Annotated in this window: 22 protein-coding genes and 1 tRNA gene; 15 read left to right on the top strand and 8 right to left on the bottom strand. The window is 54.4% G+C overall.

Going from position 1 to position 24471, the window contains the following annotated elements; translation table 11 throughout:
- Window positions 1-8 precede the first annotated feature (8 nt).
- From J8G15_RS06045 to J8G15_RS05975, 15 genes are all read left to right on the top strand, one after another.
- Complete coding sequence (locus J8G15_RS06045) at window positions 9-1175, top strand: extracellular solute-binding protein (RefSeq protein WP_370627502.1); 1167 nt, start codon at window positions 9-11, stop codon at window positions 1173-1175.
- An 85-nt stretch (window positions 1176-1260) separates the two neighbouring features.
- Window positions 1261-2361 carry an ABC transporter ATP-binding protein gene (locus tag J8G15_RS06040; RefSeq protein WP_210546623.1) on the top strand — a complete coding sequence of 367 codons (1101 nt, stop codon included), beginning with the start codon at window positions 1261-1263 and terminating at the stop codon, window positions 2359-2361.
- 10 nt (window positions 2362-2371) lie between these two features.
- Window positions 2372-3289, top strand: coding sequence for an ABC transporter permease (locus J8G15_RS06035; protein ID WP_210546622.1), 918 nt, complete (start codon window positions 2372-2374; stop codon window positions 3287-3289).
- Between the two features lie 10 nt (window positions 3290-3299).
- The gene (locus J8G15_RS06030; RefSeq protein WP_210546621.1) at window positions 3300-4157 is read left to right on the top strand and encodes an ABC transporter permease; all 858 of its coding nucleotides are present in this window, start codon (window positions 3300-3302) and stop codon (window positions 4155-4157) included.
- A gap of 91 nt (window positions 4158-4248) precedes the next feature.
- On the top strand, window positions 4249-5718 hold the full coding sequence (locus tag J8G15_RS06025; RefSeq protein ID WP_210546620.1) for an aldehyde dehydrogenase: 1470 nt from the start codon (window positions 4249-4251) through the stop codon (window positions 5716-5718).
- Window positions 5719-6077: 359 nt separating this feature from the next.
- Complete coding sequence (gene aceA, locus J8G15_RS06020; RefSeq protein ID WP_210546619.1) at window positions 6078-7397, top strand: isocitrate lyase; 1320 nt, start codon at window positions 6078-6080, stop codon at window positions 7395-7397.
- Between the two features lie 259 nt (window positions 7398-7656).
- Complete coding sequence (gene thrS / locus J8G15_RS06015) at window positions 7657-9591, top strand: threonine--tRNA ligase (protein ID WP_210546618.1); 1935 nt, start codon at window positions 7657-7659, stop codon at window positions 9589-9591.
- Window positions 9592-9733: 142 nt separating this feature from the next.
- On the top strand, window positions 9734-10261 hold the full coding sequence (gene infC / locus J8G15_RS06010) for a translation initiation factor IF-3 (RefSeq protein ID WP_240538459.1): 528 nt from the start codon (window positions 9734-9736) through the stop codon (window positions 10259-10261).
- 190 nt (window positions 10262-10451) lie between these two features.
- Complete coding sequence (gene rpmI / locus J8G15_RS06005) at window positions 10452-10655, top strand: 50S ribosomal protein L35 (RefSeq protein ID WP_210546617.1); 204 nt, start codon at window positions 10452-10454, stop codon at window positions 10653-10655.
- 25 nt (window positions 10656-10680) lie between these two features.
- The gene (gene rplT, locus J8G15_RS06000; RefSeq protein ID WP_210546616.1) at window positions 10681-11040 is read left to right on the top strand and encodes a 50S ribosomal protein L20; all 360 of its coding nucleotides are present in this window, start codon (window positions 10681-10683) and stop codon (window positions 11038-11040) included.
- Between the two features lie 102 nt (window positions 11041-11142).
- Window positions 11143-12219, top strand: a complete 1077-nt coding sequence (gene pheS, locus J8G15_RS05995; RefSeq protein WP_210546615.1) for a phenylalanine--tRNA ligase subunit alpha — start codon at window positions 11143-11145, stop codon at window positions 12217-12219.
- Window positions 12220-12321: 102 nt separating this feature from the next.
- Complete coding sequence (gene pheT / locus J8G15_RS05990; protein ID WP_210546614.1) at window positions 12322-14760, top strand: phenylalanine--tRNA ligase subunit beta; 2439 nt, start codon at window positions 12322-12324, stop codon at window positions 14758-14760.
- Between the two features lie 36 nt (window positions 14761-14796).
- Window positions 14797-15153, top strand: a complete 357-nt coding sequence (locus J8G15_RS05985; protein WP_210546613.1) for an integration host factor subunit alpha — start codon at window positions 14797-14799, stop codon at window positions 15151-15153.
- A gap of 80 nt (window positions 15154-15233) precedes the next feature.
- Window positions 15234-15683 carry a MerR family transcriptional regulator gene (locus J8G15_RS05980; RefSeq protein WP_210546612.1) on the top strand — a complete coding sequence of 150 codons (450 nt, stop codon included), beginning with the start codon at window positions 15234-15236 and terminating at the stop codon, window positions 15681-15683.
- A 37-nt stretch (window positions 15684-15720) separates the two neighbouring features.
- Window positions 15721-15797, top strand: a tRNA-Pro gene (locus tag J8G15_RS05975).
- Window positions 15798-15908: 111 nt separating this feature from the next.
- On the opposite strand, the gene J8G15_RS05970 is transcribed toward J8G15_RS05975, so the two are convergent.
- The 8 genes from J8G15_RS05970 to gltA all read right to left on the bottom strand — a co-directional run bounded on the left by J8G15_RS05970 (window position 15909) and on the right by gltA (window position 24232).
- The gene (locus J8G15_RS05970) at window positions 15909-16766 is read right to left on the bottom strand and encodes a lambda-exonuclease family protein (RefSeq protein WP_210546611.1); all 858 of its coding nucleotides are present in this window, start codon (window positions 16764-16766) and stop codon (window positions 15909-15911) included.
- Window positions 16763-17380, bottom strand: coding sequence for a DUF1071 domain-containing protein (locus J8G15_RS05965; protein WP_210546610.1), 618 nt, complete (start codon window positions 17378-17380; stop codon window positions 16763-16765). Before J8G15_RS05965 ends, J8G15_RS05970 begins: the two co-directional genes overlap by 4 nt.
- 194 nt (window positions 17381-17574) lie before the next feature.
- Window positions 17575-18483, bottom strand: coding sequence for an ArdC family protein (locus J8G15_RS05960; protein WP_210546609.1), 909 nt, complete (start codon window positions 18481-18483; stop codon window positions 17575-17577).
- 145 nt (window positions 18484-18628) lie between these two features.
- Window positions 18629-19009 carry a hypothetical protein gene (locus J8G15_RS05955; protein ID WP_210546608.1) on the bottom strand — a complete coding sequence of 127 codons (381 nt, stop codon included), beginning with the start codon at window positions 19007-19009 and terminating at the stop codon, window positions 18629-18631.
- Window positions 19010-19082: 73 nt separating this feature from the next.
- Window positions 19083-19358, bottom strand: coding sequence for a hypothetical protein (locus J8G15_RS05950; RefSeq protein WP_210546607.1), 276 nt, complete (start codon window positions 19356-19358; stop codon window positions 19083-19085).
- Between the two features lie 1058 nt (window positions 19359-20416).
- On the bottom strand, window positions 20417-21640 hold the full coding sequence (locus J8G15_RS05945) for an IS91 family transposase (RefSeq protein WP_210546606.1): 1224 nt from the start codon (window positions 21638-21640) through the stop codon (window positions 20417-20419).
- Between the two features lie 10 nt (window positions 21641-21650).
- A complete protein-coding gene (locus J8G15_RS05940; RefSeq protein ID WP_210546605.1) occupies window positions 21651-22526 on the bottom strand; it encodes a tyrosine-type recombinase/integrase in 876 nt (291 codons plus the stop codon).
- Window positions 22527-22933: 407 nt separating this feature from the next.
- On the bottom strand, window positions 22934-24232 hold the full coding sequence (gltA, locus tag J8G15_RS05935) for a citrate synthase (RefSeq protein ID WP_210546604.1): 1299 nt from the start codon (window positions 24230-24232) through the stop codon (window positions 22934-22936).
- Window positions 24233-24471 lie beyond the last annotated feature (239 nt).

Genomic DNA, 24471 nt, shown 5'->3' with positions numbered 1-24471 from the left:
TGATTGAGATGATGAAGAAATATTTGGTGCCGTTTGCGCTGTCAGCCTTGGTACTAGCTGGGTGTGGGAAGAAAGAAGAAGCCCCCATGCCTGCCGCCGCACCCGCTGTAGTAGCCACAGCGCCAATGGCGGCCCCGGTGAACGCCGAAGAAAAAGTTCTCAATATCTACAACTGGCCTGACTACATTCCAGAGGGCATGATTGCCGCATTTGAAGCCGAGACTGGCATCAAAGTCAATTACGACACGTTTGAGACTAATGAGGCCTTGCATGCCAAACTCGTAGCCGGCAACACGGGCTACGACATCGTTGTGCCAGGCACGGTGTTCGCCAAGCCTCAAATTGAAGGCGGCATGCTACAGACGCTGGATAAGTCTAAGATTCCAAACTTGGCCAACCTTGACCCGGCGATCATGGCAACTTTGCAAAAGGCTGACCCTGAGAACAAGCACCTGGTGCCATGGGCTTGGGGTTTTACGACCGTCGGTATCAATAAAACCAAAGTAGAAAAGGCGCTGGGCAAGATGCCCATGCCAGAGAATGCTTGGGACCTGGTGTTTGACCCTAAATACACGTCCAAGTTGAAGTCTTGTGGCATTGCGTACCTGGATACGCCCACCGAGATTATTCCTGTGGCGTTGCACTACATCGGCAAGGATGCTTATTCCAACGATCCAGCCGATTACAAGGCAGCAGGTGACATGTTGGCCAAAGTTCGCAAAGATGTTCGCTTGTTTAGCTCCACCATGATTGACGATTTGGCCGGTGCCCGGGCCTGTGTTGCCATCGGCTGGTCGGGAGATATTAATATTGCAGCAACCCGCGCCAAAGAGAACGGCTCCAAAGATGTGATTGAGGCCATGTTGCCCAGCACTGGCGCCCTCATTTTCTTTGACACGATGGGAATCACCAAGGACGCAACGCATCCCAATAATGCACACCTCTTCATTGACTTCTACCTGCGCCCCGAAAACGCAGCATCTATGGCCAACGACATGACTTACCCTACCGGCAACAAGGCTGCGTTGGACAAGATCAAGCCAGAGATCGCCAGCAACAAGACCATTTTTGTTGATTCTGAGTACTTCGCGAAAATGATTCCCCCAAGCAGCTTCACCAATGAAGCCCGTGGCGCCATGGCCAACGCCTACAACAGCTTCAAAAAGGGCAAGTAAGGCTCGGACTTCGTGACTCCAAAGGGCTGTTTGTACACAACGTATAAGCAGCCTTTTTTCGTTGAACAAGAAAAAAGGTTAATGAATGACCGAGTCTGGTGATAAATCTGGCTATTTGGTGACTGAAAGATTGGTGAAGCGCTTTGACGAGGCAGTTGCCGTGGACGAAGTTTCTTTGTCGATTGGCAAAGGTGAAATTTTTGCCCTTCTTGGCAGCTCTGGCTGCGGAAAATCAACACTGCTTCGTATGTTGGCAGGCTTCGAGAAGCCGACTTCGGGCCGGATTCTTCTGGGAGGCCAAGATGTGGCGGGACTGCCCCCGTACGAGCGCCCCATCAACATGATGTTTCAGTCCTACGCCTTGTTCCCGCACCTGGACATTTGGGAAAACATTGCCTTCGGGTTGAAGCGAGAGGGCCTGCAAAGGGCCGAAATTAAAAAACGGGTCGAAGAAATGCTGGAGTTGGTTCAATTGACAGCCTTCGCCAAACGTAAACCGCATCAACTTTCCGGTGGGCAACAGCAACGAGTGGCGCTCGCCCGAAGCTTGGCCAAGCGGCCTAAGTTGTTGCTACTGGATGAGCCACTGGGTGCTCTGGACAAGAAGTTGCGCGAGCAAACCCAGTTTGAACTGGTGAACATTATTGAGACCGTCGGAGTGACGTGCGTCATGGTGACGCACGATCAACAAGAGGCCATGACCATGGCCAATCGCATAGCGATCATGAGCAAGGGGCGGGTGTTGCAAGTCGGTACGCCAGAAGCGGTCTATGAGCACCCGGCGAACAGGTTTGTGTCCGGCTTCATTGGCAATGTGAACCTGTTTGAGGGGCGACTTAGTTTGGACGAGGCCAACCGCTGTGCGGTCGAGACTGGAATCGGCGAGATTCAGGTGGGTCACGGCGTCAGCGGAACCCTTCACATGCCTGTTGCCATTGCGGTCCGTCCTGAAAAAATGGAGATCAGCAAACAGCGTCCGGACGTTTCTGTGAATCTATTTACGGGCAAAGTAGTAGAGATCGCTTATTTGGGCTCGTACAACACCTATATCGTGATTGCCAAAGACGGCACAAGAGTTAGCATCACCGAGGCCAATACATCGCGCGAAGATCTGAGTCAAATCACCTGGGAAGACAATGTGTTCTTTTGGTGGAGCGACGTGGCGGGCATCGTGCTGCGTGATTGAGGCCTGGAATATGCGCAAATTTCTATTGCCAATGCCAGGTCGCCGATTCGTGATTGGCGTGCCTTACGTTTGGCTGGGCGTGTTCTTCTTCCTGCCCTTCCTGATTCTGCTCTATATCAGCTTTGTGGATATGGGCAATGACATCTCCCCGTTCAAGCCCTTGTGGGATGCCGAAACCGGCATGCTTCATCTGAGATATGAAAACTACTGGTCGATCTTTCGCGCGGGCGACGGCGGCGTTTTGTTCGAAACCATATTCATCGAGGCCTATGTCAGGTCTATCTGGTACGCCTCGTGCACAGCGGTTCTGTGTTTGCTGATTGGCTACCCATTTGCCTACTTTATTGCCCGGTCTGCCCCGAGTTTGCGCCCCGCGTTGCTGATGATGGTCATGCTTCCGTTTTGGACGTCATTCTTGTTGCGGGTCTATGCTTGGAAGGGGATATTGGCTGATCAGGGAGTGTTGAACCGGATGTTGATGTATCTGGGCATCACGGATCATCCCATTCTGATGCTCTATACAGATGTCTCCATGTTGGTGGGCATGACTTACGTCTATTTGCCATTCATGGTTTTGCCGCTGTATGCAAATTTAGTGAAAATGGACTTTCGGCTTATTGAAGCAGCGTACGACTTGGGCGCATCCCCGCTAAAAGCATTCTGGTTGGTTACCGTTCCCTTGTCCAAGGCCGGCATCATTGCAGGGTTCATGCTGGTCTTTATCCCGTCCGTTGGGGAGTTCGTGATTCCATCACTTCTGGGGGGACCAGAAAATATCATGATTGGTCGGGTCGTTTGGGATGAGATGTTTACGAGCAACAACTGGCCGAGGGCGACTGCGCTCGCGGTTGTCATGATTGCGCTGATCGTTGTGCCACTCGCCATCTATTACCACTACTCGGGCGACTCCGCCGATCAAGACAAGTGAGTCATCCAAGATGAAGTCCTTTTTTTCAAGAAACGTTGGTAAGGCATGGATGGCCTTGGTGTACATTTTTTTGTACCTGCCGCTGCTGTTCATGGTGGTTTTCTCTTTCAATAGCACGCGGCAGGACGCTCGATTTACTGGGTTTTCTCTGCGGTGGTACGACGCTTTGACGAGGGACAGCCGAATTGTTGACGGGTTCTGGCTATCGCTTCAGGTGGCCACGATCACGGGCTTTTTGTCAGCTGTTTTGGCCACTTTTGCTGCGTTTGTATTGGTGCGATATCGGCGATTTCTGGGGCGGACCATATTTTCTGGCATGGTCAATGCTCCGCTGGTGATGCCCGAGGTAGTGATTGGCTTGTCGCTTTTGTTGTTGATGGTTGGGGCCCAAAATCTCTTTGGCTGGCCTCAGAGGGGCATGCTCACCATCATATTTGGTCACACCCTGCTTGGAATGGCTTATGGCATGGTCGTTATTCAGTCCCGACTTTTGGAAATGGATCGTTCCATTGAGGAGGCCGCAATGGATTTGGGGGCACGACCATTGCAGGTGTTCTTTTTGATAACGGTTCCGAGTATCTTTCAAGCCATCCTCGCTGCCTTCTTGCTGGCCTTCACCCTGTCATTTGACGACGTGGTGATTGCCGAGTTTTTGTCCGGGCCAGGGGTCAATACCTTGCCGCAGGTTATTTTTGGATACGCGCGGCGGGGAATTAACCCGACTATTTATGCGGCGGCCACGCTGTTAATCATTGCAGTCACGACTGTGATTGTTTTTTACAGTGTTTGGGTGGCACGCCAAACCCGACGGCGCGAGCGCGAAATTGCGGCAGCGACTCGGGCAGAGCTCACCGCCTTGAAGCACTAGTCATGTTGGCTTGTTTCATACACAAGCTGCAATTGATTTGGCCCTGTGCCAAAGCAATTGCCGAGACAGCCACTCATTTAGAAAGAAGAATATGACCGAATTGAAATTTGATGGACGGGCTTTTATCAATGGTGAGCGCGTTGCGGCACGGGATGAGAAAACGTTTTCATGCATTTCGCCAGTAGATGGACGGGTGCTAACCGATGTCGCGCGTTGCGGCGTTGCTGACATCGATAGTGCTGTTGCGTCAGCCCGCGCAGCCTTTGACGATCGGCGCTGGCGGGGAAAAAGTCCTGCCGAGCGAAAGCGGGCGATGATCAAGTTTGCCGATTTGTTGCTGGCGCATGGCGACGAACTGGCAATGATGGAAACACTCGACATGGGGAAACCTGTGAAGTATTCGCGGTCTGTGGACGTTAATAGCGCGGCCAATTGCCTTCGCTGGTACGGTGAAGCTATTGACAAAATCTACGACGAAATTGCTCCAACTCCCAGCACCGGTTTAGCCTTGATTACTCGTGAACCCGTCGGTGTTGTTGGTGTCATTGTTCCCTGGAACTACCCCATGATCATGGCGGCATGGAAGATCGCGCCCGCGTTGTCGTCGGGGAATTCTGTGGTCTTGAAGCCCAGTGAAAAGTCTCCCTTGACGGCCTTGAGATTAGCGGAGTTGGCGTTGGCAGCGGGTATTCCCGCTGGTGTGTTCAATGTGGTTCCAGGCTTTGGCCCGGAGGCCGGATCACCACTGGCGTCCCATATGGACGTTGACTGCATTGCGTTTACAGGGTCAACGCCTGTTGGCAAGAAAATTCACGTTATGGCGGGCCAAAGCAATCTGAAGCGGGCGTGGACTGAGTTGGGCGGTAAATCACCGAATATCGTGTTTGCCGATTGCCCAAACCTGGATCGCGCGGTTGAAGCTGCGGTGGGGAGTATTTTCTTTAACCAAGGCGAAAGTTGCAACGCCCCGTCTCGTTTACTGGTTGAGGAGTCGATCCGCGATGAGTTTATGTCGCGTGCGCTGGCCCTGATACCGCAATACCAACCTGGCAATCCGCTGGACAAGGAAACGGTTATGGGCGCGATTGTGGACAAGGTTCAACTTGAAAACGTGTTGCGCTACATAGAGCTTGGAAAGAAGGAGGGTGCCCGATTGGTGGCAGGTGGAGAGCAAGCCTTGAGAGAGACCGGGGGCTGTTATGTCCAACCCACCATCTTCGATGGAGTGACAGGTGGCATGGCGATCGCCCGTGAGGAGATCTTTGGGCCGGTTCTTTCCGTGATGACGTTCACTGATGCGGCGGAAGCTGTCCAGCAAGCCAACGATACCGTCTATGGCTTGCAGGCTGCTGTCTGGACGCGAGACATCAACAAGGCACACGGCGTGGCACGAGCCCTGCGTGCCGGTACGGTTCACGTGAACCAATATGACGAGGACGACATTACCGTTCCATTTGGTGGATTCAAACAAAGCGGTGTTGGACGCGACAAGTCATTGCACGCCTTTGATAAATATACGGAAACCAAAACCACTTGGATCCGGATTGATAGTCCTGTATGAGGATGGCGTGACTGCACGGCTGCGCTTTAGCGGCCAGCGACTGGTTCACCGCGTTGGCGCCCCGTGGGGTCTGCTCTTGACGCTCCTGCCGTGCGTCCCTGAAATTTCTACATCGTGAACCCAAGATTTTTTAATGTGAAATTTCGCACAAAAAATTTCAATTTTTCACTTTCGAATTGTGAAATTCCATTTTTTATGTGAGAAAAAGATCTTAAGCCATTGATTTTTAAAGATAAAAATAAAGTCTTCTATAAGACATAAGAATTAGTTTTAGTCTTCTATAAGACTTAAAATAGACGTCAGATGCTGACCAACGCTCTTGGCAGTCAACGTTTTTCAAACCTTCAAGGAGTGCTTTTATGCCGCAAACCATCACTGAGCAATTGAGCCGCGAACAACAGATCGCAGCATTGGAAAAAGATTGGGCGACCAACCCCCGTTGGAAGGGAATCAAGCGCGGCTACACGGCTGCTGATGTGGTGCGTTTGCGCGGATCGTTCCCCATTGAGCACACCTTGGCTCGCCGCGGAGCCGAAAAGCTCTGGAACCTGGTCAACACTGAGCCCTACGTCAATTGCCTGGGTGCCCTGACTGGTGGGCAAGCCATGCAGCAAGTTAAAGCTGGCGTGAAAGCGATCTATTTGTCTGGTTGGCAGGTTGCTGCGGACAACAACAGCTACGCTTCCATGTACCCAGACCAGTCCCTGTATCCCGTGGACTCGGTGCCAACGGTCGTTGAGCGTATTAACAATACGTTTCAGCGCGCTGACGAGATCCAGCACTCCAAAGGTATCGATGCGGGTGACAAAGGTTACATCGACAACTTCGCCCCTATCGTGGCCGACGCTGAGGCTGGTTTCGGTGGCGTGTTGAATGCGTTTGAACTGATGAAAGCGATGATCAAGGCTGGCGCGGCTGGCGTGCATTGGGAAGATCAACTCGCCTCCGCCAAAAAATGTGGCCACATGGGCGGCAAAGTGTTGGTGCCAACCACCGAAGCTTGCCAAAAGCTGATCGCTGCCCGTATGGCTGCTGACGTTTGCGGCGTACCTACTCTGGTAATTGCCCGTACCGATGCCGAAGCAGCTGATCTGTTGACCAGCGACTACGATGAAAACGACAAACCATTCCTGACTGGTGAGCGAACCGTAGAAGGTTTTTACAAAACGAAAAAAGGCATGGATCAAGCGATCTCCCGTGCTGTCGCCTATGCTGAATACGCGGACTTGGTCTGGTGTGAAACCGGTACGCCTGATCTGGAATTTGCCCGTAAATTTGCCGAAGCAGTGCATGCAAAGCACCCAGGGAAGTTGCTGGCTTACAACTGCTCGCCTTCGTTCAACTGGAAGAAGAACCTCGACGACGCGACCATTGCCAAGTTCCAACGTGAACTCGGCGCGATGGGTTACAAGTATCAGTTCATCACCTTGGCTGGTATTCACTCCATGTGGTACAACATGTTCGACTTGGCGCAAGACTACGTCAAACGTGGAATGTCGGCCTATGTTGAGAAGGTCCAAGAGCCTGAGTTCGCCGCTCGTGACCGTGGCTACACCTTTGTCTCACATCAGCAAGAAGTCGGTACCGGCTACTTCGATGAAGTGACCACTGTGATTCAAGGTGGTAAGTCCAGCGTCACTGCTTTGACTGGCTCCACAGAAGAAGAGCAATTCCATTAATAGCTAAAATTGCTTGCTTGCGGGGCTTGCTCCATCCGGCACAGGGTGGCGCAAGCCCTTTTTTGTTAAACTGGGCCATTGTTTTTGAAATAAGAGCGAGAAAGGCACTTGGTTATGACACCGCGAACTACCTTACCTTACTGCGAATGCTTATAGGCCGTTAGTCCGGGCGCCATAGGCGCAGGTTGCCACAAAAAATATAGTAAAGCGCGGCACTTCCGCGCTTTTTCTTTGCCACAAATTTCCCCAGGTACTCCACATGATTCAAATTACTCTCCCTGATGGCTCGAAGCGCGACTACCCTGGCCCAGTCACCGTGGCGGAGGTTGCCTCTTCCATTGGTGCGGGTTTGGCCAAGGCTGCGTTGGCGGGAAAAGTAAATGGCTTGGTCGTGGATACCAGTCATCTGATCGAAAAAGACAGCCCGTTGTCGATCATTACGGCAAAAGACGCCGATGGCCTGGATGTCATTCGCCATTCGACAGCACACTTGTTGGCGTATGCTGTCAAGTCGCTGTTTCCTGAGGCTCAGGTCACGATTGGCCCGGTCATTGAGCACGGTTTCTTCTACGACTTTTCCTACAAGCGCCCGTTCACACCTGACGATCTGGCTGCTATTGAAAAGAAGATGGTGGAGCTGGCAGGGAAAGACGAGTTGGTAACACGCCGCGTGTTGCCGCGCGATGACGCTGTTGCCCATTTCAAGGGGCTGGGCGAGCACTACAAGGCCGAAATCATTGCCAGTATCCCTGCCAATGAAGATGTGTCTTTGTACCGGGAAGGCGACTTTGAGGATCTATGCCGTGGGCCGCACGTGCCTAGTACGGGAAAGCTCAAATTTTTCAAGTTAATGAAGCTTGCGGGAGCTTACTGGCGTGGCGATCACCGCAATGAGATGCTCCAGCGGATTTACGGCACCGCATGGGCAACAAAAGATGATTTGCAGCAGCATTTGAGGATGCTCGAAGAGGCTGAGAAGCGTGACCACCGCAAGCTGGGGCGTGAACTCGATTTGTTTCATATTGATGACCACGCCCCAGGCCTGGTTTTCTGGCACCCCAAGGGTTGGACTTTGTGGCAGGGTGTTGAGCAGTACCTGAGACAGGTCTACCGAGACAATGGGTATCAAGAAGTCAAAGGCCCACAGATCATTGACAAAGGTTTGTGGGAGAAGACGGGGCATTGGGACAAATACCGTGAAAACATGTTTGTCACGGAGTCCGAGAAGCGCGAATACGCGCTGAAACCAATGAATTGCCCCGGACATATATTGATCTACAAGCAGGGCATCAAGAGCTACCGGGATTTGCCACTGCGTTATGGTGAGTTTGGAAATTGCCACCGCAACGAGCCCTCGGGTGGCTTGCACGGCATCATGCGCGTGCGTGGCTTTACCCAAGACGACGGGCATATTTTTTGCACAGAAGATCAAATTCTGGATGAATGCATTGCCTTCACCGCACTTTTGAAAAAAGTGTACAAAGACTTTGGATTCACCAAAATTATCTACAAAGTGGCTACGCGTCCGGAAAAGCGGATTGGATCCGATGAGTATTGGGACCGGACGGAAGAAATCTTAAAAGAGAGCCTGCGTAGATCCGGCTGCGAATTTCAAGTTTCTGAGGGGGAGGGTGCGTTTTATGCGCCCAAGCTCGAATATGCGTTGAAGGACGCATTGGGACGGGAGTGGCAATGTGGCACGATTCAAATTGACCCCAACTTGCCGGAGCGGTTAGAGGCGGAATACGTCGGCGAGGACGGTGCCCGTCATCGCCCGGTCATGCTTCACCGCGCCATTGTGGGAAGCCTTGAGCGTTTCATTGGAATTTTGATTGAGGAGAGCGCTGGCGCGTTGCCCGCTTGGTTGGCGCCAGTTCAGGTTGCTGTACTTAACATCACCGATGCGCAAGCAGAATATTGTGGGGAAATTGTCGAAAAACTCAAAAAGTCATTGCCAAATCAAGACTTGCGAGTGATAGCCGATTTACGTAATGAAAAGATTACGTATAAAATACGGGAGCATTCAATGCAGAAGCTTCCCTATATCCTTGTTATTGGTGACAAGGAGAAGGCAGCAGGAACCCTTGCTGTGCGCGCCCGAGGAGGTCAAGACCTCGGTGTGATGTCTATTGATTCTTTCATTGAACTGATTGGACGGGACATTGCTCAAAAAACTGTCAGCGAATCTGCCTAAGGCCCGATGATAGTTTTGCGTCATCAGAATGGATTTGGCTATCGTTTTGATAGCAATAATTGTGAAGGATTGAGCCATCGCTACTGAATTTCGTGACCGTCGTCACCGTGAAGAACGCAAACACCGCCTGAATCGAGAGATCATGGCTCCAGAAGTTCGACTTTCTGGGGTTGAGAATGAGCCGTTGGGTGTCGTCAGCCTGATGGATGCCTTGCGCATGGCAGGTGAGTTGGATGTTGACCTTGTGGAAATTGCCGCGACGGCAAATCCCCCTGTCTGTCGTTTGATGGATTACGGCAAGTTCAAGTACCAAGAGCAGAAAAAAGCGGCTGAGGCCAAAGCCAAGCAGACGGTTATCGAAATCAAGGAGGTTAAATTCCGCCCTGGTACTGATGATGGCGACTACAACATCAAAATGCGCAATATCAAGCGCTTTTTGGCTGACGGCGACAAGTGCAAGATTACATTGCGCTACCGCGGTCGGGAAATTACACACCAAGAGATTGGTATGGCTCTTTTGAATCGAATTCGCAACGATTTGGCTGATTTGATCGTTGTTGAACAATTTCCTAAGCTTGAAGGGCGCCAGATGATCATGATGATCGCGCCAGGGCGCAAGAAGCCAGCTGGGAAAGCGGGAGCTGAGACCGGTTCTACTGTCAATTCATAATTCGCTACGCACGGGCGTATTCCCGTGCGTGCAAAAGTCACGGAGTATCTTCGTGACTAAGCTGGCGCAACTTGTTGCGCCGGTGATAAGCGGTCTGCTGAAAGGCAGCGCTTAAAAAGTGGCTCGGGGCCAACAAGGCTGCAAATTGTTTGTAGACGCCTCACGAGCACAATGTAAAAGGAGCATGTATATGCCCAAAATGAAGACTAAGAGCGCGGCGAAAAAACGCTTCCGCGTCCGTCCAGGTGGCACCGTCAAACGCGGTCAAGCCTTCAAACGTCACATTCTGACCAAGAAGACCACTAAAAATAAACGCCAATTGCGTGGTTCAACATCTGTTCATGAGTCCGATATGGGCCGCATGTCACAGATGCTGCCAGGCCGTGGTATTTAATTAACGACGAACAAGGAGTAATTCAATGCCTCGCGTCAAACGTGGTGTAACGGCTCGCGCCCGCCATAAAAAAGTTCTAGCCCTTGCAAAAGGTTTTCGCGGTCGCCGCGGTAATGTCTTCCGTGTCGCTAAACAAGCGGTAATGAAGGCTGGGCAATACGCCTACCGTGACCGTCGTACGAAAAAACGAGTCTTCCGTCAGTTGTGGATTGCCCGTATTAATGCCGCTGCTCGTCAGTGTGGCATGACATACAGCCAGTTCGCCAATGGACTGAAGAAAGCGAATATCGAAATTGACCGCAAGGTTCTTTCCGATATCGCTATTCATGATATGCCAGCTTTCGCTGGCATCGTGGAGCAAGTCAAGGCAAAGCTGGCTGCTTGAGTTCGCGTTGACACGCCGTCAACGTGACAGCGTGTCATTCACCAGAAACAGGGGCTAGCGCTTGCAAAAGCGCTAGCCCCTTTTCCATTGACAAAAGAATTTATGAACGAGTTGAACACCGTTGTTGACAGCGCCAAGGTCGCCTTTTCCCAGGCCGTGACACCGGCCGATTTGGAAAATGCAAAGGCCTTGTTTCTTGGCAAGACCGGCCGTATCACTGAGCTAATGAAGGGGATGGCAGCCCTGCCGGTTGACGAGAAAAAATCGCGCGGAGCTGCCATCAACATCGCCAAGCAGGCTATCGAAGCTGCTTTGACTCAGCGGCGCCAAGCTCTGGCAGAGGCGGAGTTGCAAGCGCAGCTTCAGGCTGAGGCATTGGATGTTTCTCTGCCTGGCCGTCAACGTGGGTCGGGTGGCCTCCATCCCGTTTCGCTTACTTTGGAGCGCATTGAGGCGATCTTTGGTTCAATGGGATTCGATGTCGCTCAAGGGCCAGAGATTGAGTCTGACTGGTTCAACTTCACTGCGTTAAATACGCCTGAGGACCACCCCGCTCGATCCATGCACGATACGTTTTACGTTGAAGGCGGATCAGCTGCCGCCCCAAATCTGCTGCGCACGCACACCAGTCCAATGCAGATTCGTCACGCTGTTCAGCACGTCAAACATTACCGCTCACTCGCTGGTGAGACGGGCGGTTCAGACGAATTGTTTTCTGGCGCTATGCCAGAGATTCGGGTTATCGCACCTGGTCGCACCTACCGAGTCGACAGCGACGCCACGCATTCCCCCATGTTTCACCAGTGTGAGGGTCTATGGGTTGGCGAAAATGTCAGCTTCAAAGACTTGAAGTTTGTGTTCACGGATTTTTGCCGAACCTTCTTTGAGTCAGATGACTTGGTTTTGCGTTTTCGCCCCAGTTTCTTCCCCTTTACTGAGCCGAGCGCGGAGATCGATATTCAGTTTCCTAGCGGTCCATTGGCCGGTCGGTGGTTGGAGGTTGCTGGCTCAGGGCAAGTACACCCTAATGTCATTCGGAACATGGGCTTGGATCCTGAGCGATATATTGGCTTTGCGTTTGGAATGGGGCCAGATCGATTGACCATGTTGCGCTACGGAGTGAATGACCTGCGCTTATTTTTCGACGGCGACGTTCGATTTTTGTCGCAATTTCAGTAATTTGATTCTTGAGGCCCGCCATCCGGGGCCTCAACCTTTTAGAAGGCTATGCATAGCAGTCCCTGTTGCTGTGTGGCCAATTTTCCGAATTGATAGAAGAATATGCAATTTCCTGAATCCTGGCTCCGTGAATTCTGCAACCCGCTACTTTCAACCCAGCAGTTGGCTGATACCCTGACTATGGCAGGGTTAGAGGTCGAGGAGCTCAAGCCTGTCGCACCTCCTTTTTCGAACATCGTAGTTGGAGAAATCAAGGAGACAATTCAGCACCCAAATGCCGATAGATTGCGCGTGTGCAAAGTCGACGTAGGTCAAGCTGAGTTGCTTGACATCGTTTGCGGTGCGCCCAACGCCCGCGTTGGCATCAAGGTTCCCTGTGCAATGGTTGGCGCAGAGCTACCGCCGGGGGATGATGGAAAACCGTTCCTGATCAAGCTTGGCAACCTGCGCGGCGTTGAAAGTCAGGGCATGCTGTGCTCGGCGCGGGAATTGAAGCTTTCTGATGATCAAGGTGGCTTGCTAGAGCTAGACGTCAGCGCGCCTCCAGGGCTGGACATTCGAGTTCACTTGAACCTTGACGACACGCTGTTCACACTAAAACTCACACCAAATTTGGCCCACTGTCTGAGCGTATTTGGCGTTGCTCGTGAAGTGGCTGCGTTGACTGGGGCACCACTGAACAGCCCAAGTTTTCCAGCTGTCGCCGCCAATCTCGATGAGTCGCTGGCAGTCAAAATTACCGCGCCAGACCTGTGCGGACGATTCTCCGGGCGTATTGTGCGTAAAGTGAATCCAAAGGCATCCACTCCGCAGTGGATGGTCGATAAATTGGCGCGATGCGGCCAACGCAGTGTGACTGCATTGGTTGATATTTCAAATTACGTCATGTTCGAGTTGGGTCGACCCTCCCATATTTTTGATCTGGACAAAATACATGGTGGGTTGGATATTCGTTGGGGACGGGACGGTGAGCAACTGAAGCTCCTGAACGGAACCACCGTCATCGTTGACAACAAAGTTGGCGTCATTGCTGACGAGATTCAAGTGGAATCCCTCGCAGGCATCATGGGTGGCGATGCGACCTCCGTAACTGACGACACACAAAACGTCTATGTTGAGGCTGCATTTTGGTGGCCGAAGGCGATTGCCGGACGCTCGCGTCGATTTAACTTCTCGACTGATGCAGGACATCGATTTGAGCGAGGCGTGGACCCTAGCAATACTGTTGAGCATATTGAGCGACTGACACAGTTGATCATTGATATTTGTGGTACCCCGGATATCGCGTGCGGGCCAATTGATGACGTACAGATCGAAATGCTCCCCGCTAAGGCGGTCACACTTCGGGTTGCGCGCGCCAGCAAGATCATTGGTATGCCACTGACTCAAACTCAGTGCACTGATGCGCTCGAACGTCTTGGCCTGCCTGTAACTCAGGGAGAAGGTGTGTTGACCGTTGAGCCACCTCCCTATCGTTTTGATCTCCAAATTGAAGAAGACTTGATCGAGGAGGTGGTGCGTATGGTGGGCTACAACAGCTTGCCCAATACGCCCCCGTTGGCCCCAATTACTGCCAAGATTCGTCCCGAATCTGAGCGTAGTTCCTTCGCATTGCGCCGAGAATTGGCGTCATTGGGCTACCAAGAGACCATCAACTTTAGCTTTGTCGAAGAACGATGGGAGCATGAGCTGGCGGGAAATCAAAAACCCATCAAGCTTCTCAATCCCATTGCCAGTCAGATGAGCGTGATGCGTTCGTCTTTGATCGGATCATTGCTTCATGTTTTGAAGTTCAATCTTGATCGCAAGGCGCAACGGGTGCGTGTATTTGAATTGGGTAGAGTATTTTTACGCGATGCAGCCGTGAAGAATTCCGATACTACTGTTGAGGGGTTTGACCAACCAATGCGAGTCGCTGGAATGGTGTGTGGAAAGGCAGAGACCTTGCAGTGGGGCCTTAAAGAGCGTGCAGTAGATTTTTTTGATGTCAAGGGTGACATTGAGGCCATGTTGTCACCTGCAAAAGCGACATTTGAGGCGGCGGAGCATCCAGCCATGCACCCAGGTAGATGTGCCCGTGTGCTGCTTGATGGCGCCGCTGTCGGGTTCGTTGGCGAGATTCACCCTCGTTGGCGCCTAGCCTACGATTTGTCTGTGGCGCCGGTTATGTTTGAGCTCGATTTGGAGCCAATATTGCAGCGAGCGGTCCCTGTATTCAAGCCAGTGGCGCGCCATCAGGCGGTTGAACGTGACATTTCCATTCTCGTTGCTGAAGGTGTAACCCACTCCGACGTGATGGCCGCAATTTGGTCTGCACCCACTGCCGGGTTGTTGCGCGACGCTAATTTGTTTGACATTTATCGGCCAAAGCCAGCACAGGAAGCTGCGGAGTCAGCACCGAGGAGCACGGAAAAGAGTCTGGCGGTACGACTCACACTCAATAGTGGGGACGCTACACTCGCCGAGGGGCAAATTGAAGGCGCTGTTGATGCAGTGGTAAGTTTCTTGGTTGCCAAAGCGGCTGCACGCCAGCGCGTGTAGTAGTTCGCAAGGTCTCTTTAGAAAGGTGAGGAACTGATGGATATGTCCGTAGAAAGTCTGGAGACACCTGCATTGACGAAGGCGCAATTGTCGGACCTTTTGTTTGAGCAGATTGGTTTGAACAAGCGAGAGTCAAAGGACATGATTGATGCTTTTTTTGATTTGATCTCGGGCAGTCTGGTGGATGGCAATGACGTCAAAATTTCCGGCTTTGGAAATTTTCAAATTCGCACAAAGGCACCACGTCCAGGGCGAAACCCCAGAACTGGGGAGGCCATCCCGATTAAAGCCCGACGCGTGGTGACGTTTCACGCCAGTCACAAGCTGAAAGAGCAAATACAGGAAGAGTGTAGACCTCTGTCGATCCTCCAGCCTCCAACTTCGTCTTTTTGAAACTAGGTCTTTCCAATGTCTTTACAGGCAGCAGCGATCTAGAGTAACCTGTAAAATTCCAGCGTACGCCATTGATTTAAATGGAGAAATCCCTCCCCCCAATCCCCGTTAAGCGCTATTTCACTATAGGTGAAGTTGGTGATCTTTGTGGCGTCAAACCTCATGTCCTGCGGTATTGGGAGCAGGAATTTACGCAACTACGCCCCATGAAACGACGGGGAAATCGTCGTTACTATCAACACCATGAAGTACTGATGATCCGCCGGATTCGAGATTTGCTCTACGATCAAGGGTTTACGATCAGCGGCGCTCGCAATAAAATGCAGGAGATCCTTCAGTCTGAGCGAAATCACAAGCCTGCCTTTCCAAATTTGCTTGAAGGCGTTGAGGTTACAGAGGGGTCCGATTCAGATTTCCTGTCACTGGAGGCGGGTGACGCCAAAGCGCCCCTTGATGGACTTGATGATCGATGGCAGATGATAGAGCGTGAGCTTTTTGAAATTCGCAATCTCCTCTTGCATCCGTCATGAAAACGAGCTCCTGCCGGGTTATAATTATTGAGTGTTTCGGTGTGTGGCGCAGCCTGGTAGCGCACTTGCATGGGGTGCAAGGGGTCGAAGGTTCGAATCCTTTCACACCGACCATATGAATCAAGGACTTAGAGTAGAAATGCTCTAAGTCCTTTCTTCTTTCTGGGCTCTAGCGGTACGGTCCGCGGTACGGTTTGGCATACCTTACCGTACCGCCACGTTAAGTCACATGGTGGTGACCCTCACTTCCTCCCGCGTCTTGCCCCGGTATTTGTCCAGCTCGATACCCTTGAGCTCTGGCACTTTGGCATAGCTGACGCTGCCTTGCTTCCAGAACCGCGTCACCGACACACCACCTCCCGATTCCTTGGGGTGTTGCGCAAGCGCCACCAATGCCTCACGGGCCTTGGCCACCACGTCATCAGCCAGATCAGCGGCCAGCTTGGCGGCAGAGAAGGCGGTTGCAGCCGCAACCCAGTCCGCATCCTCCCGCTGCACCGTGTCTGCATCCGTCAATGGCGGCGGTGTATCCGTATCTAGATAAATCTGAAACTGATCCCAGCCATCCCGAATACGCTGCACCGCATGGTCAATGGGGGCGACTGGCCTGAGCAGGCCTTGTGTGCCATCAAACACATAGAGATGTGCCAGTGTTGCGCCGGACACCATCATTTGATGTTGTATCTGCGCCGCGTAATGGTCAGGCACGTAGCCGGCCTTGACTTCACGCCACAGCGCGGAGTCTTGTCCCCGGTACGGACACTTGATCTCGACGATCAGGTCTCCCTCCAGGGTCATGCCATCCAGGCTAGCCGAATACAGACCATCCTGTAGCACCAGCGGCTGCATGATGTTGCCCGTCTCGGCCTCATAGGCCAATCGAGCCGCAGGCTCCAGGTCGGTGCCACGCTGCATGGCGACATTGGTCGAGTTTTGAGCCCGGCCTGTCTTGAGTAGCCAAAGTTGGTACGGAGTGCACCATGGGCTGACGCCCAAAACGGCAGCGGTTTCGCTGGCATTGCGCATGGTGCGCCGGTAATCCAGCCAGGCTTGGCTGCCTTGGGTCAGTTGAATGATCTTCATGCGACTCTCCTTTTTTCCAATGAACGAACGACGCGGCTGAACTCAGCGCTGGGCAAGTCCTTGAGCGCTGCAACGCCAAAGTGCTCCAGCAGGCGATTCAGGTCCGTGCCAGTCTCGATCACGAGTTTGTGAATGTTGGCCTGTTGGGGGCCTGAGATAGTCGCCCCTGCGCGCTTGACATCCGCGCGGATGACCGGTGCCGGATCATTGGCTGCATCGGCTACTGGTTGCGGCAGGTCTTCGCCGGCATAGATGTACAAGCCCAGGCCATGCAGTGCGATGGCCTTGACCAGGCAGCGCTGCAGGCTGGAATTGATCTCGAACGAATTGGGTGCCAGCAAGGGCCGGTTGCGCCCATCCAGGCAGGGGTGAATTTGGCTCAGCGTGACGCCTTGCACCGTCACGGCCACTTCAACGAACACGCCAGCGTCTGTCACCAGATAGGGCAGCCCGTCAAAGCGACGCACTTCCCAGGTGGCCGTGGGATCGGCCAGGCGCAGCTGTGCCACGGCAAATGGCCAGCTGAGGTAACTGAAGCCACCTTTCTTCTCGACATGTGCCGAGACGTTGATGGCATTGAGAGTGGCAAAGTAATTGCCCGTGTTGGTGCTCATGATGATCTCCAGTCAGATAAGGGGAAACAAAGAGCGCCAGCCAGGAATTCATGGCTGGCGCAGGGTGGGGCCAGATAAGGCATGCCCGCTGTGCCTGCGACGTTGTCAGTTTTTTGCCCACACAATGTCGCCAACTAGGCTTGTTCTTAGGTAAACGCAGCGCCCCGCATGGCCATGCGGCGTGCTGATTCGGGTTAAGCCAAGGCAGTTACCGCCTTGGCTTGTGGGTTGGGCTCGGTGGATTGAGTCGGCAGCAGAAAGTCAGCTGCCTTTTGTGCCAGTGAGGCCGCCGTAAAGATCAAACGCTTGTCACTGCGCAGGGCAGTGAGCCAGCTGGCGATGTAACTCGCATGCTGTAACTCACCCGGTAGCCCGCAATGGCTGCTCAGGAACGCAGAACCCATCTCGGCCACCAGCTCCTCAAAGGCATAGGCTTCGATGTGCTGACGCCCAGATAGAAGGCGATTGCAACGAGTCGGGTGACCCGTCCAATGGCTGAGCTCATGCAAGGCCGTCGCGTAATAGCTGCTGGCCTGTGAGAACTGAGTGGGGAGTGGCAACTGAATCACGTCGTCGCCCGGACGGTAAAACGCGCGGTCACCCCCGTGGCGGATGACTGCCCCTGATTGCGCCATTAGCGTTTCAGCGGCGTCAATGGGGCTCCCGTCCTCTGGTGGTGCCGGTGTGGCAGTCAGTGCCTCAGGCAGACCATCGACCTGAGCGGCGTTGAATACGGTGAAGCTGCGCAGCAGCGGGATCACCTTGCGGGCAGGGGTGTCGTTGGCAGCGCGTGGGGTGCCATCGCACTCCAGCATCTTGAAGAACACGATAGGACTGCCCGTCTCGCCACGGCGGACACAGGCACCGAGAGCGCGGGCTTGTTGAAAGGTCAGCCAGCGATTCAGGGCATAGCCCTGAGTCATGGCCTGCACATTGAGTAGCAGCGTGTTGATGCCACGGTACTGGCGCCCGGTGCTCAGATTGGCAGGCAGCAGGCTCCCCTGCACCCGGTTCCAGGGGCAAACCCACGGTGGTGTGCCCGCTTCGAGGGCCGCAATGATGGCGTCCGTGACGGACTGATAAAGGTCGATAGTCGATTTCATGACAAAGCTCCAGACGTAAAAAAGCCCCTGATGGACAAGCCAGGCAGGGGCGGTGAGTTGAATGACGAAGAATTGAAGGGGCAGGGTGGTTAAACCACTGAGGCAGAAACCCAGCCCCAGCCCCGGTCAACTGAGGGTTGACGGGTCAAATCGGACGGGTGTGTGCCTTTGCGCTTGAAGACCAAGCCAGAACCCTGGACAGGGTGGCACGGCCGTAGCGGGCCAGCCCCAGGGCCACTTGCTCGCCAGAGATGCCAATGGCGTCCGCCAACGTCGAGGCGGCCTGAACGGCCACATCGAGTTTTTGGTTGGACAGAAACAGCGTTACCGCAGGGTGGATGACATGCTGACTGAGCGCCAGCGCCACGATGAGGGCCAGCAGCCACAGCAGAAAGGACAGAAACAGTCCCAGGGCGGCATATTCAATCAGCCAGACGCAGGCAGCAGCCACGGCAAAGCCGGCGGCGAAGTCACCGCTGAGAGCGGCGATGGTGCGAATGAGGGTGTTGCGACGTGATGTGGACATGGGGAACTCCAATAGATGGGGGGAGTGAGACAAGGGCTGCCAAGCAGCTAATCGGTGCGCACAGGGCAGGTGCTCATACCCTGAGCCTGATGAGGCCTGGGTAGTACAGATCGCCCTTAATGTGCCCAAAAGCACGCTTCGCCAGGCTGGTGCCCACGGAAGTGAGCAGGCCTGCAAAGGTGGCGGCCATGACGCCAGAGAAGGTGCCGAAGTGAACAACCAGCACGATCAGGGTGACGGCCACGTCGAGAACGACGTCGTAGTTCAGCCAGCGCAGCATGGTGCGCCGAGGCAGCTTGATGAAGATGAAGACAAGACCGAGGAAGATGGCAAAGCCGGTGATAAACATGAGGGAGCTCCTGAGTGACGGATCAAGGTGAATCCACAAAGCTCAAGCAGGACGACGACCTCGGTCGTCGTGGCTGTTGGGCTTCACGGGTTGGTGTCTTCAAGAACTGAAGACGAACACGGTGACCGACGCAGGCGCTGTACTCAGCGGCTGCCTGGAGTTGGAAGTCTAGGGTCCCCTATTGGTGAATGGGAGAGCCGAAACCCAAGCGGGGGTGGCTTTATTTGACCCGGGGACAGGGGACCCACGGGACCGTGTGGGGTGGGTATTGCGGGAAAGTGAAATTTTTTGCAGCAGAAAAATCGGGGCGGACTTTGTTGCGCGCCGCCGTGGTCAAGGCCAAAAGGGACAAATTACAAATAAAGACTCTATTTGAAAAATGTCCCCTCTGGCTCACGTCAAGGTGGAGGCAGGGCTGGCCGTGCGGCCCGATATGGCGTGTCTGGGGCTGCCTGAGTGCCTGCTATGCATCGTAACCGGACATACAGGGCAAGACTGCGTATGGCTCTTGACGACCAGAAGCAGGTGCGCCCAGGTGGCAGCTTTCGGGCGGTAGAAAAATTTTCACCGTCGAGGTTCCATAAAGCTGTCGCTCATTCGGCGGCATCCCATCCGTATTGCTGACGCTGGCCACGGAAAAGTTTGAGACAGGTCTGCAGCGTTACCGGTCATAGCGCTCAAGTCTGCGAATGACTCTTGATGTTAAGGGTTGTAGGATGCCCGCCCGCAGTGGCGCGCCAATAGCGTGACGAGTCCACTGAAGGGTGGGCGTCGTACAAGCCTCGAGGGAGGAAACCGCGGGCCTGTGCGACAGGCCCCTATTTGATAACGCGGCTATGGCGATTTGACTGGGTGTGCGTGCTAGGCAAGTGCCCGGGGGTATGACGGGCAGGCCTGTAGCACACCAGCATTCATGCAAAGCCCGTACAAACACCGCTCTTTTGGGCGGTGCCGCAGTGCGCAAGCGCCGCCCAAACCAGACCTACCCAAACCGATCCCACCCGACCTACTGCGAAGCAAAGTCAGTTCAAGGCTGCGCCAGCAAGTAGTGCGCAACTTCATGCAACACCTCGCACCAACGGTGGGGCACGAATGGACTGCCCCCGCACAATGACTTCAATGAGGGTCATCTGCCCCTGACAGTGTTTGCAAACGAAGTTCGCTCGGATCAGATCCGCCGGTATGTCCGCAACATTAGCGTTGGCTTCTGCTGCCACCATCACCGCGGTCGCGGGCGCGGCATTCAACAACTCACGCGCAAGCGCAATCTTCTCTTTGCGAGCGTTGTTGGCCAGAATTCCGAAGTGACGGATGCGGTGAAACCCGCCGGGCAGCACGTGCAGCAAGAAGCGGCGTATGAACTCTTCAACGCTCAGTGTCATCGTCTTGTGACGTGGCTTGTCTTGGTCGCCCTTGTCCCGATAGTCTTTCCAGCGAAAGCTCACGCCACGCTCATCCAGGCAGACCAGGCGAGAATTGGCGATGGCCACCCGGTGCGTATAGCGAGACAGATACGCCAACACCGCCTGCGGGCCAGCAAACGGCCGCTTGGCATAGACCACCCACTTACATTTGCCCATTGGTGCCAGCCACTTGGCAAAGGCCTTGGGGTCGGCCAGTGCGCAGCTCTCTGCAAAGAACTGCAGCTTGCCCGCACGGTAGGCCTCTTGCAGCGCCTCCAGGAAGCGCCGACGAAACAGGCTTGAGAGAACCCGCACCGGCAGGAAGAACCCCGGCTTGCAGGCAACCCAACGCTTGCCGTCTGGCGAGAGCCCGCCGCCGGGAACAATGCCATGCACATGAGGATGGTGCGTGAGCGCCGACCCCCAGGTGTGCAACACCAGCGTCACGCCCACCTGTGCGCCAAGGTGCTTGGGGTCCGCTGCAATCGTTGTGAGGACTTCAGCGGCAATCTCAAACAGCAGGCCATAAATCACAGCCTTGTTGTAATAGGCGATGTCGCTGATGGGTGCAGGCAAAGTAAATACAACGTGGTAGTAGTCCACCGGCAGGAGATCAGCCTCTCTAGCCTCCAACCAGCGTTTGGCTGCGCTGGCCTGGCACTTGGGGCAATGCCGATTTCTGCAGGAGTTGTAGGCCACCTCAATGTGCCCGCAGTCGGAACAGCCAAGCACGTGCCCTCCCAGCGCCGCGGTGCGGCACTGCTCGATGGCGGACATGACCTTGAGCTGACCCAGGCTCAGGTGAGAGGCTTGGGCTACGCGAAAGGCCGGCCCGTGCAGGCGAAAGATGTCCGCAACCTCCAGGGCGCTGTGACCCATGGTAGGGGCCTTACGAGGGTCGCAGGGTTTCCAATGGACTGATCACTTCGCGCAGGATTTCGGTGGCCACCTGCGTATACAGTGCCGTGGTGTCCAGGCGCTTGTGTCCCAGCAGCACCTGAATCACCCGGATGTCCTCCTTTTGTTCCAGCAGATGCGTCGCAAAGGCGTGGCGAAGGCTGTGCATGGAGACGCGCTTGTCAATTTTGGCGACAGCGGCGGCTTCGTGCACGGCACGGTTGAGCTGGCGGGTGCTCAGCGCTTCAAGCGGGTCCAGGCCCGGAAACAGCCAGCCACCATCGAGCATCTTGCCTTGGGCGTGTGCCACACGCCACCAAACGCGCAGGCGCTCCAGCAGTATTGGGGAAAGCATGGCATAGCGGTCTTTGCGACCTTTGCCCTGCTGCACGCGCAGCGTCATGCGTTGGCTGTCAATGTCGCCGACCTTGAGTGCTACCACTTCACCGACACGCAGACCCGTACCGTAGGCCACTGAGAGTGCCGTCTGGTGCTTGATGTGGCCCACCGCCGCAATCAACCTGGCCACCTCTTCTTTGCTCAAAACCACCGGCAGCTTGTGGGGAATGCGTACGGACTGCATCTTGGCCATCGCGTCCTTGCGATCGAGCGTGACGTCGAAGAGGAACGTCAATCCGGTGATTGTTGCGTTGAGCGTGATGGGCGAGGTTCCAGCGTCCACCATGGGCAGTTGAAAGCGGCGCAGGTCTTCAATGCTGGCGGTGTGAGGGGACTTCCCCAGGAATTCGCCGAACCGACTGACCGCACGGATATAGGCCGATTGGGTCTTGGGCGCGAGTTGACGCATGCGCATGTCCTCAAGCATGCGTTGGCGCAATGGGGAGACGGTTTGATTCAATGAATCCATGGCGATGCTCCTGTTGTGAACGAGGCCAATTGCCTCAATTCATAACATAGGCGCATCCACCACGCCCCGCCAACTACAACGCTACATCGAAGGGTACCGCGCGAGCGGTTTCGTCCTGCGACCAGAAGCGGTCGGTGGGCAAGCGGTAAAGCTGTCATTCAACGACCCAATTCAGCCGCCGCCGTAGGCGGTCGGCTGGAATGATGGGTTAGGCGTCACCCCGCCCATGGCAGCCTTTAGATGGTAGGGCCACGGGCATCTTGTCTACTTTGATGCACCAGCCGCTGTGGCCGGTTATTGAATGGGCGCACGCCGCTCTTTGCCTTGATTACGAAGTCTAATAGGTCAAGTTTTCTCATCCAAAAAAGCCCGCACAAGGCAGACTTTGGGATTCGGTTTATAACCGATCAACGCTGCACATTGCGGCGAACGGAGCCGGTATACAGCTGGCGGGGGCGGCCGATTTTGTACTCGGGGTCGCTGATCATTTCGTTCAGCTGGGCGATCCAGCCGACTGTGCGGGCCAAGGTGAAGATACCCGTGAACATGTTCACCGGAATACCGATGGCGCTCAGCACAACGCCGGAATAGAAGTCCACGTTGGGGTAAAGCTTGCGGCTGACGAAGTATTCGTCTTCCAGCGCGATTCTTTCGAGCTCTTTGGCCAGCTTAAACAGCGGGTCGTTTTCTAGTCCGAGTTCCTTCAGGACTTCATCGCAAGTTTTTTGCATGAGCTTGGCGCGCGGGTCGTAGTTCTTGTACACGCGGTGACCAAAGCCCATGAGCTTGACGCCACTGTTCTTGTCCTTGACCTTCTCCATGAACTCGCCGACTTTGGCCACTCCACCGCTGTCTTGAATTTCTCCGAGCATTTTCAGGCAAGCTTCGTTGGCCCCGCCGTGGGCAGGGCCCCACAGGCAGGCCACGCCCGCAGCAATGGCCGCGAAGGGGTTGGTGCCGGACGAGCCGCACAGGCGCACAGTCGATGTCGAGGCGTTTTGCTCGTGGTCTGCATGCAGTGTGAAGATGCGGTCCATGGCGCGCTCGAGCACGGGGTTGACCACATATTCTTCGCACGGGGTGCCAAACATCATGCGCAGGAAATTACCCGCATAGCTCAAGTTGTTCTGTGGGTACATGTAGGGCTGGCCAAGGCCGTACTTGTAAGCCATAGCCACCAGGGTGGGCATCTTGGCGATCAGGCGGATCGCGGCGATGTGGCGATGCTCTGGGTTGTTGATGTCGGTGCTGTCGTGGTAGAAGGCCGAGAGTGCGCCGACAAGACCTGTCAACACGGCCATGGGGTGCGCGTCCCGGCGAAAGCCCCGCAGGAAGAACTGCATTTGCTCATTGACCATGGTGTGCTGGTTGATCAGCTTGTGGAAGTCCTTGCTTTGCTGGCCTACGGGCAATTCGCCGTTAAGCAGCAAATAGCAGGTGTCCAGGAAGTCGGCCTTGTCGGCCAGTTGTTCGATGGGGTAGCCGCGGTAAAGCAATTCGCCCTTGTCGCCGTCGATGAAGGTGATACCCGATTGACAAGAGGCGGTAGACAGGTAACCCGGGTCGTAGGTGAACATGCCGCTGTCCGCGTACAGCTTGCGGACGTCGATGACGTCCGGGCCGATGTTTCCCGAGTAGACGGGCATGTCGATGCTCGGGCTGCCGTTGGAGAATGACAGGGTGGCTTTGTTATCGGCGAGTTTCATGGGTTTCCTTAAAATTACAGGGTTGTGATCCAACGCTGCTCGTGCGCTCAACGTGTCTGGGACTTCTCGCCCCTCATCGGTGCTGATCTCGGGCTACAACTCCTTGCGGAGCGAAAGCAAGTCCATGAGATCCTTTTTTGATAGGTCTATCAGCACGTAATTGCCCGAGGACTGGCCAACCGTCAAGCTTTCTGCATGACGGTTGAAAAAGCTCTCACCAAAATTTTTTTCGAGTGGCC

It is taken from the genome of Rhodoferax sp. PAMC 29310 (assembly GCF_017948265.1).
GTDB lineage: Bacteria > Pseudomonadota > Gammaproteobacteria > Burkholderiales > Burkholderiaceae_C > Rhodoferax.
Note: the sequence above shows the minus strand (reverse complement) of the source record. Positions and strands in the feature narration are given on the sequence as shown.

What these genes read in the sequence shown, in the direction of transcription:
- gltA (WP_210546604.1), bottom strand. Translation starts at nt 24,232, where the DNA reads ATGAAACTCGCCGATAACAAAGCCACCCTGTCATTCTCCAACGGCAGC.
- J8G15_RS06040 (WP_210546623.1), top strand. Translation starts at nt 1,261, where the DNA reads ATGACCGAGTCTGGTGATAAATCTGGCTATTTGGTGACTGAAAGATTG.
- J8G15_RS05965 (WP_210546610.1), bottom strand. Translation starts at nt 17,380, where the DNA reads ATGAGCACCAACACGGGCAATTACTTTGCCACTCTCAATGCCATCAAC.
- J8G15_RS05940 (WP_210546605.1), bottom strand. Translation starts at nt 22,526, where the DNA reads ATGGATTCATTGAATCAAACCGTCTCCCCATTGCGCCAACGCATGCTT.
- pheT (WP_210546614.1), top strand. Translation starts at nt 12,322, where the DNA reads ATGCAATTTCCTGAATCCTGGCTCCGTGAATTCTGCAACCCGCTACTT.
- J8G15_RS05980 (WP_210546612.1), top strand. Translation starts at nt 15,234, where the DNA reads ATGGAGAAATCCCTCCCCCCAATCCCCGTTAAGCGCTATTTCACTATA.
- rpmI (WP_210546617.1), top strand. Translation starts at nt 10,452, where the DNA reads ATGCCCAAAATGAAGACTAAGAGCGCGGCGAAAAAACGCTTCCGCGTC.
- aceA (WP_210546619.1), top strand. Translation starts at nt 6,078, where the DNA reads ATGCCGCAAACCATCACTGAGCAATTGAGCCGCGAACAACAGATCGCA.
- J8G15_RS06025 (WP_210546620.1), top strand. Translation starts at nt 4,249, where the DNA reads ATGACCGAATTGAAATTTGATGGACGGGCTTTTATCAATGGTGAGCGC.
- J8G15_RS05970 (WP_210546611.1), bottom strand. Translation starts at nt 16,766, where the DNA reads ATGAAGATCATTCAACTGACCCAAGGCAGCCAAGCCTGGCTGGATTAC.
- infC (WP_240538459.1), top strand. Translation starts at nt 9,734, where the DNA reads ATGGCTCCAGAAGTTCGACTTTCTGGGGTTGAGAATGAGCCGTTGGGT.
- J8G15_RS05955 (WP_210546608.1), bottom strand. Translation starts at nt 19,009, where the DNA reads ATGTCCACATCACGTCGCAACACCCTCATTCGCACCATCGCCGCTCTC.
- J8G15_RS05985 (WP_210546613.1), top strand. Translation starts at nt 14,797, where the DNA reads ATGGATATGTCCGTAGAAAGTCTGGAGACACCTGCATTGACGAAGGCG.
- thrS (WP_210546618.1), top strand. Translation starts at nt 7,657, where the DNA reads ATGATTCAAATTACTCTCCCTGATGGCTCGAAGCGCGACTACCCTGGC.
- J8G15_RS06030 (WP_210546621.1), top strand. Translation starts at nt 3,300, where the DNA reads ATGAAGTCCTTTTTTTCAAGAAACGTTGGTAAGGCATGGATGGCCTTG.
- J8G15_RS05945 (WP_210546606.1), bottom strand. Translation starts at nt 21,640, where the DNA reads ATGGGTCACAGCGCCCTGGAGGTTGCGGACATCTTTCGCCTGCACGGG.
- rplT (WP_210546616.1), top strand. Translation starts at nt 10,681, where the DNA reads ATGCCTCGCGTCAAACGTGGTGTAACGGCTCGCGCCCGCCATAAAAAA.
- J8G15_RS05950 (WP_210546607.1), bottom strand. Translation starts at nt 19,358, where the DNA reads ATGTTTATCACCGGCTTTGCCATCTTCCTCGGTCTTGTCTTCATCTTC.
- J8G15_RS06035 (WP_210546622.1), top strand. Translation starts at nt 2,372, where the DNA reads ATGCGCAAATTTCTATTGCCAATGCCAGGTCGCCGATTCGTGATTGGC.
- J8G15_RS06045 (WP_370627502.1), top strand. Translation starts at nt 9, where the DNA reads ATGATGAAGAAATATTTGGTGCCGTTTGCGCTGTCAGCCTTGGTACTA.
- pheS (WP_210546615.1), top strand. Translation starts at nt 11,143, where the DNA reads ATGAACGAGTTGAACACCGTTGTTGACAGCGCCAAGGTCGCCTTTTCC.
- J8G15_RS05960 (WP_210546609.1), bottom strand. Translation starts at nt 18,483, where the DNA reads ATGAAATCGACTATCGACCTTTATCAGTCCGTCACGGACGCCATCATT.